Raw genomic sequence first — 7,799 nt, 5'->3', positions numbered from 1 at the left:
AAGACTAGAACTCCATACGACGAAAGCGTCTATCTACAAGCCTTGACCTGCCACGACTCGCCTTTGACGAGGGCATCGCAAGCAACAAAGGTATGTTGACGGAAGAGCTCAGGGCGTGAAGCAGCCCCCTAGGCCCATCTGGCAGACCCAATTGTCCGTTTTTAGGGTCGCTTCGCGCCCCAGTGGGGATAAATCCCCTCGCCACAGGGTGTGGTGTCAGCTGTTCAACGCCGCAGATAAGCCCCGAAATCAATATCTCCCGCGCTGAGGATCGCCTGCACCCGGTTGTGCACGTTGAGTTTGCGCAGGATCGCCGAGACGTGAGCCTTGACCGTGGTTTCGGCGATGTCCAGGGTGTAGGCGATCTGTTTGTTCGACTCGCCCTTGGTCATGCGTTCGAGCACCAGCAGTTGCTTGCGGGTCAGGGCCTGGAGCAGTTCGGCCGGGAAGGCGGGGGCTTCGTTCAGGCGGCGGCTGGTCGGGCTTTTCTGGGTGCGGATGATGTCCGGCGGCAGGTACACATTGCCGTTGAGGATCTGCTCGATGGCGTCGGTCATCTGCGAGCGTGGCGAGGATTTGGTGATGAACCCCACCGCGCCGTAGGTGATGGCTTGCAGCACCACCTGCTTGTCCTGCTCGGCCGAGACGATCACCACGGGAATGGTGGGGGCCTCGTTGCGCAGGTTGATCAGGCCGTTGAGCCCGTGCATGCCGGGCATGTTCAGGTCCAGCAGGATCAGGTCCAGGTCGTCGTGCTCGGTGGTCAACGCCAGGGCGCTGTCCAGGTCGGCGGTTTCCATGACCTCGCTGCCGGGAAATCCGTCGCTGATGACGTTGTGGATGGCTTCGCGAAACAGTGGGTGATCGTCGGCTATCAGGATTTTATACATGCCATTCACCTCGTTATTGTGTTGTGGCTGGAGCACGTGCACGCACGTTCAAGATCAGGGAAAAGGTTCGGGGCGGGCCGCTTGCACGGGCAGGTTGGCCGCCTCCCAGGCATCGAGGCCATCGCGATACCAGTACAGATGCTTATAGCCCATGGCCGCGGCGCGTTTTACCGCGTTCCAGCTCAACCAGCAATCGGAGCGGCAGTAAAAGACCAGCGGTGGCTCCGCGCGTCCGGCTGTAGCGTCGCGCAGGTGACGGCTGAAGTAGTCCTGCCAGGCGGGTTCCAAGTCACCGTCGCCGGTATTGGCCAGCCACAGGCTGCCGGGCAGGTTGGCGTGGGGCTCGTTGTCGATGAAACGGCCCTGGAGCCAGGGCCGCCGGTACACGTCGACCAGCACCGGCGACGGGTCTTGTTGAAGCAGCTTCTGCAGGGCGGGGGTGTCGAGGGTTTGCGCGCCTTCGACGGTGTTCGGTGTCGGGCTGCGGTACTGGGCAACGCGATAGCCCTGGGGGGAAAACAGCGGCGTGTCGGCCTGCGCGGCATTCAGCGCCAGGCTCAGCAAGACCATCGCGAGCAAACGGGGCATAGGATTTATCCTTCTTGTTATGCGCCCATTACATGCCAGGGTGGAGGTCTTGTGAATGCGACCATAGACAGGAAAACCGGTACTAAAGTCGTAATTCCGACTTAAAGACTGGCGCGACAGGAAGGTATGCGCGTAACCCTTGTGGGAGCGGGCTTGCTCGCGAAAGCGGTGGCTCAGCTTGCCTCAATGTTGAATGTGCCGCCGTCTTCGCGGGCAAGCCCGCTCCCACAGGGACGAGTGTCCTGGGGTTTCAACCCGCCTTGCGCAGCGCCGCATGCTGCGGATTGAACGTCCACACCGCGAGCAGGGCGAACACCAGGGTCAAGCCCGCGCACACCGCCAGCGCCAGCAGGTTGAACTGCTCGTACAGCGCGAAACGCACCAGCTCCACCCCGTGGGTGAACGGGTTCAGTGCACAGAGCCAGTACAGCCAGGGGCTGGCTTCGAGCATCTTCCACAGCGGGTACAACGCCGAGGACAGGAAGAACATCGGGAAGATCACGAAATTCATCACCCCGGCGAAGTTTTCCAACTGCCGGATCGCGTTGGACAGCAGCAGGCCCAGGGCACTGAGCATCAGCGCCACCAACAGCAAGGCCGGCAACGCCAGCAGCAGGCCCACCGGTGGCGGCTGGATGCCATACAGCCAGGCAATGGCGAGAAAGGCATACACCTGCAACAGCGAGATCAGCGAGGTCGCCAGCAACTTGCTCGCCAGCAGGAAGGCCCGCGGCAGCGGGCTGGTCAGCAACACGCGCATGCTGCCCATTTCCCGGTCGTAGACCATCGACAACGAACCCTGCATGCCGTTGAACAACAGGATCATGCAGGCCAGGCCGGGCACGATGTACACCTCGTAGGGGATGTAGGTGTCGTACGGCGCGATGATCGCGATGCCCAGCGCCGCCCGGAAGCCGGCGGCGAACACCAGCAGCCACAGCAGCGGGCGCACCAGGGCGCTGAGCAGGCGGGTGCGTTGCAGCACGAAGCGCAGCCATTCGCGCATGACGATGCCGCTGAAACATTGCCAGTAGGCGTTCATGATGCCGCCCTCGTGGTGGTCAACCGGTGGAAGGCCGAGCCGAGGCTGCCACCATGGGCCAGGCTGACGGTGTCGGCGCGGCCACTGGCGACCAGGCGGCCCTGGTGCAGGATCAATAGGTCATCGCTGGGTTGCACTTCGTCCAGCAGGTGGGTGGTCCATAGCACGCTGATGCCCTGCATCTTGCACAGTTGCCGGACGTGTTCGCCCAGGGCCAGGCGACTGGCCGGATCGAGGCCGACGCTCGGCTCGTCCAGCAACAGCAGGCGCGGCTCATGGAGCAGGGCGCGGGCGATTTCCACGCGGCGCCGATGCCCGCCGTTGAGGTCGCGCACCCGTTCATGGCGGCGTTCGGCCAAGTGCTGGCGCGCCAGTTCGGCGTCGATCCGGGCAGCGCCCTGGCGTCGCGACACGCCATGCAAGGCGATGTGATAACGCAGGTTCTGCTCGACGCTCAAGTCGAGGTCCAGGGTGCTCTGCTGGAACACCACGCCCAGTTGCCGGAGCGCCGCGCGGGGCGCGGCTTGCAGCGAATGACCGCCGACGTGGATGGCGCCGCGCTGCACGTCGTACAGGCGCGTGAGCAAGGCGATCAGTGTCGACTTGCCGGCCCCGTTGGGCCCCAACAGCGCCGCGAAATGCCCGGCGTGCAGGTGGAAGTCCACCTGCCGCAGGGCCTCCCGCGCACCGTAGGCGAAGCCCAGGTCATTGACCTCGAGGGCGTTCATGGCGTCACCACCACGCCCCAGGGGTAGCGCCCGACCTTCACCGACTTGAGCACCTTGCGGTTCTCGACGTCGATCACCGAAACGTCGCCGCTGACGCCATTGGTCGCCAGCAACTGGCGCTGGTCCGGGGTGAACGCCAGTTGCCAGACTCGTCGGCCCACCAGCAGGTAGTCCAGCACTTCGAAGGTCTTGGCGTCGATCACCGCCACATGATTGGCCGGGCCCAGGGCGACGAAGGCGTATTTGCCGTCGGCGCTGAGCTTGATCCCCACCGGCTGGACCTTGTCCGGGTGCACGCCCTTGATCTGGAAGGTCAGGGTCTTGAGCACCTGGCGCGTGGCGACGTCGAGTATGGTCAGGGTGCCGCCGATTTCCGCCGAGGCCCACAGCTGTGTGCCGTCGCGGCTGAACTCGACGAAACGCGGCCGCTGATCCACCAGGGTACTGTCGGCCAGGGTCTGGGTGCTGGTGTCGATCCAGTGCAGCATGTTGGTGGTTTCGCTGGTGTTGACCGCCCATTTGCCGTCGGGGCTGACCGCCATGCCTTCGGGTTCGACGCCGACGCCGATCTGGCCCAGCACCTGGGAGGTCTGGGTATCGATCACCGTGACCAGGGCGTCGTCCTCGTTGGACACGTAGAGCCAGCGGTCATTGGGGTGCAGGGCGAATTGCTCGGGGTCCTTGCCCGATGGCAGTTCCTTGATGATCTTGCGGGTGGCCACGTCCATCACCTGGACCCGGTCCGAGTCGCTGGCGCAGATGTACAGCAGGCGATTGTCGTGGGACAGCAGCAAGCCGCGCGGGCGCTGGCCCACCGGCAGGGTCTCGATGACTTCCAGGCTCTGCATGTCGATCAGGCTCAGGCTGTTGTCTTTTTCATTGGAGACCCAGGCGATACTGGCGGCGGCCGGGCCGGCGGCGAGCAATACCGCGCCAAGGGCGAGAACCTGGCAGAGCAGGGTCGGTTGGAACAGCGGGCGGCGCATGGCGGTTTTCCTTATTGTTGTGTTCGATCAGGGGTAGCGACAGCTCACTTCGGGCTGGTCGTAGCCCAGGCTGTCCATTTCATTGGTGGGGTGCAGGAAGCCGTCCTGGGGCGAGGTGCTGACCAGCGCCCGCGGTTGGACCAGGGGAATCGGCTGGCGCAGTTGCCCGTTCCAGGGGCGATAACTGAGTTTGCGACCCTTGAAACCGTCCAGGGGCAGTTGGTCGCCCAGGGCCAGTTGGCGGATGGCGAAGGGATCGTCCTGGCGCAGTTTGCTCACGGCGCTGGCGATGCTGCGCACGGCGATCCAGGCGGCGAAATCACGGTCGTTCATCCAGCGCCCGGCGAGGGCCTCGAAGCGTTTCTGCAACTGGGCGGCGCCGTAGGTTTCCACGGTCTTGTGCCAGCCGGTGGGCGTCAGTCCCTGGGTTCCGGCGACCGGGCGCGGGTACCAGGTCTGGTAGGGCAGGTACTCGCCAAAATCGCCGCGCTCATCGGCCACCAGCACCACGTCGTACTCGGCGGTCTGGGTGAACAGCGGCATGTCGGCCTGGGCGCTGCGGCGCTGGTCGTTGTCGAACTGCCAGGCTTTCTCGGCGACGATCTTCATGCCGAAGCGTTTCATGGCCCGACGCAATGCCGCGGCATAGGCCTGGTCCTCGGCGGTCTGGCCGACGATCAGCAAGGCCCGTTGCCATTTGCGCACGACGCTGAACTGCACCAGGGCATCGGCGAGCATGGCGCGGTCGGGCAGGCTGTGCAGCACGTTGCCCAGGCAGTCGGTGGTGCGCAGGCTGTCGTCGGGGCTGCCAGCATTGAACAGCAGGCTGTCGGGCAGTGCGGCACTGAGCTGGCGCAGGCTCGCCGCCGGTGCGTTGACCACGAACAGCCGCAGGCCTTGGTCATGCTGGGTGCGGGCGGCCTGGAGCAGGGCTTCGGGGGTGTCGACCTGGGCACTTTCCAGACGGTAGTCATGCTTGAGGAAGCGCCCGGTGCTGTTGCTGTCGATGACCGCCAGTTCCGCGCCGCGCCGGCCCGCGTCGGTTGGTTCGGCAATCACGTTGGACAGCAGCGGCCCGGGATCGGGGCGATAGCCCAGGTAGCCGATGCGCACTTGCAATGGCGCGGCCTCGCCGGCATGGGCGTTGGCCGCTGCCAGCATCAAAACCAGGGCGTAACTGACGAGCCGGCGCATGACGTCCTCCGTTGCGGGTGACGCCAGCATAGGAAGGCCACGGCCCAGGGGAAATATGCAGAAAGTACCGCCGGGGCAGTACCAAGGTAGTAATTCACCGTGGCGCGCGGGGTTTTAGGATGCGGGTCATCGTCATACACCCGGAGCGGCCCGACCATGCGGATGATCAAAGCGTTACTGCTGCCGTTGTTGTTGATCCTGAGCCTGATCGGGGTTGATCGTCTCCGAACCTGGCAACACCCATCTTTTGTGGGAGCGAGCTTGCTCGCGATGACGGCGGCACATCCCACACTGTGGCCAGCTGATGCACCGCTATCGCGAGCAAGCTCGCTCCCACAGGGAATGGGTGTCCATTCAGGTTTGGAACGCTAGCCATGTCAGCCCTCTGGCGCATCAACCTCTGGGTGTCAGCGTTTTTCGCCCTGGTCACCCTGGCCTGCGCCACGCTGCTGTTGCACCAGGCCGTGGCCGATGTGCAGCGCGAACTGCAATCGGCCGGGTCGGTGGTGCATTACCTGCGTGAAACCGCCGAGCGCGATCCCGCCAGCCTGCAACCACGGTTGACCGGCAGCCTGCGCCATGTTCGGGTCCGTTGGCTGGCGCCGGGTGAACGGTTTCCGGCCGATCCCGACGACGGGCTCAAGGCCTGGCTCGGCCAACGGTTGCTGGAGGACGGCCCCGCGCCCCAGGTGGTGGATCTGCGAGACGGCCGGCGGGCCTGGATCGCGGTCGATCCGCGGGACGAAATCGATGAAATCCTCGATTCAATGGTGCAGTTGCTGGGCGTCTGCGCCCTGGCGCTGTTGGTCAGCCTGCTGGTGATTCGCTGGGCGGTGCGCCAGGGCATGCGCCTGCTGGATGAACTGCTCGATGCACTGCGCCAGGTGTCCGCGGGAAACCTGCGGGTGCACCTGCCGGCTGAAGGGGTGCCGGAAGCGCAGCAACTGGCCGGGCATTTCAACCGGATGACCGCCGCCCTGGCCCAGGCCCAGGCCGATAACGCCCGGCTCACCCAAGCGCTGTTGGCCGTGCAAGAGCAGGAGCGCACCCAGCTGGCCCAGACCCTGCACGACGACCTGGGCCAGTACGTGGCGGGCATTCGAGCCCGGGCCTGCCTGCTGCGCCTGGTACTGGACCAGCCGCCGGCCCTGGCGCAGACCGTCGACCAGTTGGAAGAACACTGCGAGCACTTGCAGCAGGGCTTCCGCGCGCTGGTGCACGACCTGTACCCGGTGGTCTTGCAGCACCTGACGTTGCGTGAAGCCGTCGGCCTGCTCGCCGGACAATGGCAGAAGAACCAGGGTATCCCGTGCCAGGTGCACATCGATGAAACGATGCCGTCGTTGCCCGGGCCGGATAAAACCCACCTGTATCGTTTGCTGCAGGAAGCGCTGACCAACGTGGCTCGCCACGCGGATGCGACGCGGGTACGGATCCGCCTGCAGCACCGTGGCGGACGCCTGCGCCTGCTGGTGCGCGACAACGGTCGCGGCGCGACGCAACCCGCGCGGGCGGGCGTGGGGCTGCATTCGATGCTGGAACGGGCCCGCAGCCTTGGCGGCGAGCTGCGCATCATCAGCCAGCCCGGCGATGGTTGGGCACTGGCCTTGAACATGCCTCTGGAGGGCAAATGAACATTTTGCTGGTGGACGATCATGCGGTGGTGCGGCAGGGCTATGCCAGCCTGCTGCGGGCGCTGATGCCGGACTTGCAGGTGCGGGAGGCGGCCACCGGGGAAGAGGCGCTGAACCTGGTCCAGGAACAGGTGCCTCACCTGGTGATCATGGACTTTGGCCTGCCGGGCATCAGCGGCCTGGAGACCACCCGGCGCCTGCGCCAGCGCCTGCCGCAACTGCGCGTGCTGTTCTTCAGCATGCACGATGAACTGCCGCTGGTGCGCCAGGCCCTGGACGCCGGTGCGGCGGGCTACCTGACCAAGAACTCGGCGCCCCAGGTGCTGGTGGAAGCGGTGCGCCGGGTGCTGGCCGGGCATGCCTATATCGAACAGTCCCTGGCGACCCAACTGGCCTGCGCCAGCTCCCGGCACGCGGCCGACCCGCGCCTGCAAAGCATGACCCAGCGCGAGCTGGAGATTTTCGTCATGCTCGCCAAGGGCACCCCGGCGCGGACCATCGCCGAACAGTTGTGCATCAGCGCCAAGACCGTCTCCAACCACCTGACGCTGCTCAAGAGCAAGCTGCAGGTCAGTTCACATGCCGAGCTGGTGCATCTGGGGATCGATTTGGGGGTGGTGCGGGTGGCGGGATAGATCTCGACCTCGCTGCGATGATCAAGTGTGGCGAGGGGATTTATCCCCGCTGGGCTGCGAAGCAGTCCCAATTGAAGCACCGCACAGTGTCAGATTCACTCA

The 7,799-nt window shown here is 65.0% G+C and carries 8 protein-coding genes; 2 read left to right on the top strand and 6 right to left on the bottom strand.

Going from position 1 to position 7,799, the window contains the following annotated elements; all coding sequences use genetic code 11:
* Positions 1–224 precede the first annotated feature (224 nt).
* The 6 genes from Q6A48_RS08765 to Q6A48_RS08740 form a co-directional block, all read right to left on the bottom strand.
* A complete protein-coding gene (locus tag Q6A48_RS08765) occupies positions 225–890 on the bottom strand; it encodes a response regulator transcription factor (RefSeq protein ID WP_304553501.1) in 666 nt (221 codons plus the stop codon).
* A gap of 54 nt (positions 891–944) precedes the next feature.
* Positions 945–1,478: a PQQ-dependent catabolism-associated CXXCW motif protein gene (locus Q6A48_RS08760; protein WP_304553500.1), complete on the bottom strand. Its 534-nt coding sequence runs from the start codon at positions 1,476–1,478 to the stop codon at positions 945–947.
* A gap of 250 nt (positions 1,479–1,728) precedes the next feature.
* The gene (locus tag Q6A48_RS08755; RefSeq protein WP_304553499.1) at positions 1,729–2,520 is read right to left on the bottom strand and encodes an ABC transporter permease; all 792 of its coding nucleotides are present in this window, start codon (positions 2,518–2,520) and stop codon (positions 1,729–1,731) included.
* Positions 2,517–3,248 carry an ABC transporter ATP-binding protein gene (locus Q6A48_RS08750; protein ID WP_304553498.1) on the bottom strand — a complete coding sequence of 244 codons (732 nt, stop codon included), beginning with the start codon at positions 3,246–3,248 and terminating at the stop codon, positions 2,517–2,519. The genes Q6A48_RS08755 and Q6A48_RS08750 overlap by 4 nt, the downstream gene beginning before the upstream one ends.
* Positions 3,245–4,234, bottom strand: a complete 990-nt coding sequence (locus tag Q6A48_RS08745) for a YVTN family beta-propeller repeat protein (protein ID WP_304553497.1) — start codon at positions 4,232–4,234, stop codon at positions 3,245–3,247. Before Q6A48_RS08745 ends, Q6A48_RS08750 begins: the two co-directional genes overlap by 4 nt.
* A gap of 27 nt (positions 4,235–4,261) precedes the next feature.
* Positions 4,262–5,428 (bottom strand): ABC transporter substrate-binding protein, encoded by a 1,167-nt coding sequence (locus tag Q6A48_RS08740; protein WP_304553496.1) that lies wholly within the window; start codon positions 5,426–5,428, stop codon positions 4,262–4,264.
* 374 nt (positions 5,429–5,802) lie between these two features.
* Between Q6A48_RS08740 and Q6A48_RS08735 the strand changes: the two genes are divergently transcribed.
* On the top strand, positions 5,803–7,062 hold the full coding sequence (locus tag Q6A48_RS08735) for a HAMP domain-containing sensor histidine kinase (protein WP_304553495.1): 1,260 nt from the start codon (positions 5,803–5,805) through the stop codon (positions 7,060–7,062).
* Positions 7,059–7,697, top strand: a complete 639-nt coding sequence (locus tag Q6A48_RS08730) for a response regulator (RefSeq protein WP_304553494.1) — start codon at positions 7,059–7,061, stop codon at positions 7,695–7,697. Before Q6A48_RS08735 ends, Q6A48_RS08730 begins: the two co-directional genes overlap by 4 nt.
* Positions 7,698–7,799: the final 102 nt, after the last annotated feature.

Origin of the sequence: Pseudomonas citrullilanati (genome assembly GCF_030580855.1) — a bacterium.
GTDB lineage: Bacteria > Pseudomonadota > Gammaproteobacteria > Pseudomonadales > Pseudomonadaceae > Aquipseudomonas > Aquipseudomonas citrulli.
Note: the sequence above shows the minus strand (reverse complement) of the source record. Positions and strands in the feature narration are given on the sequence as shown.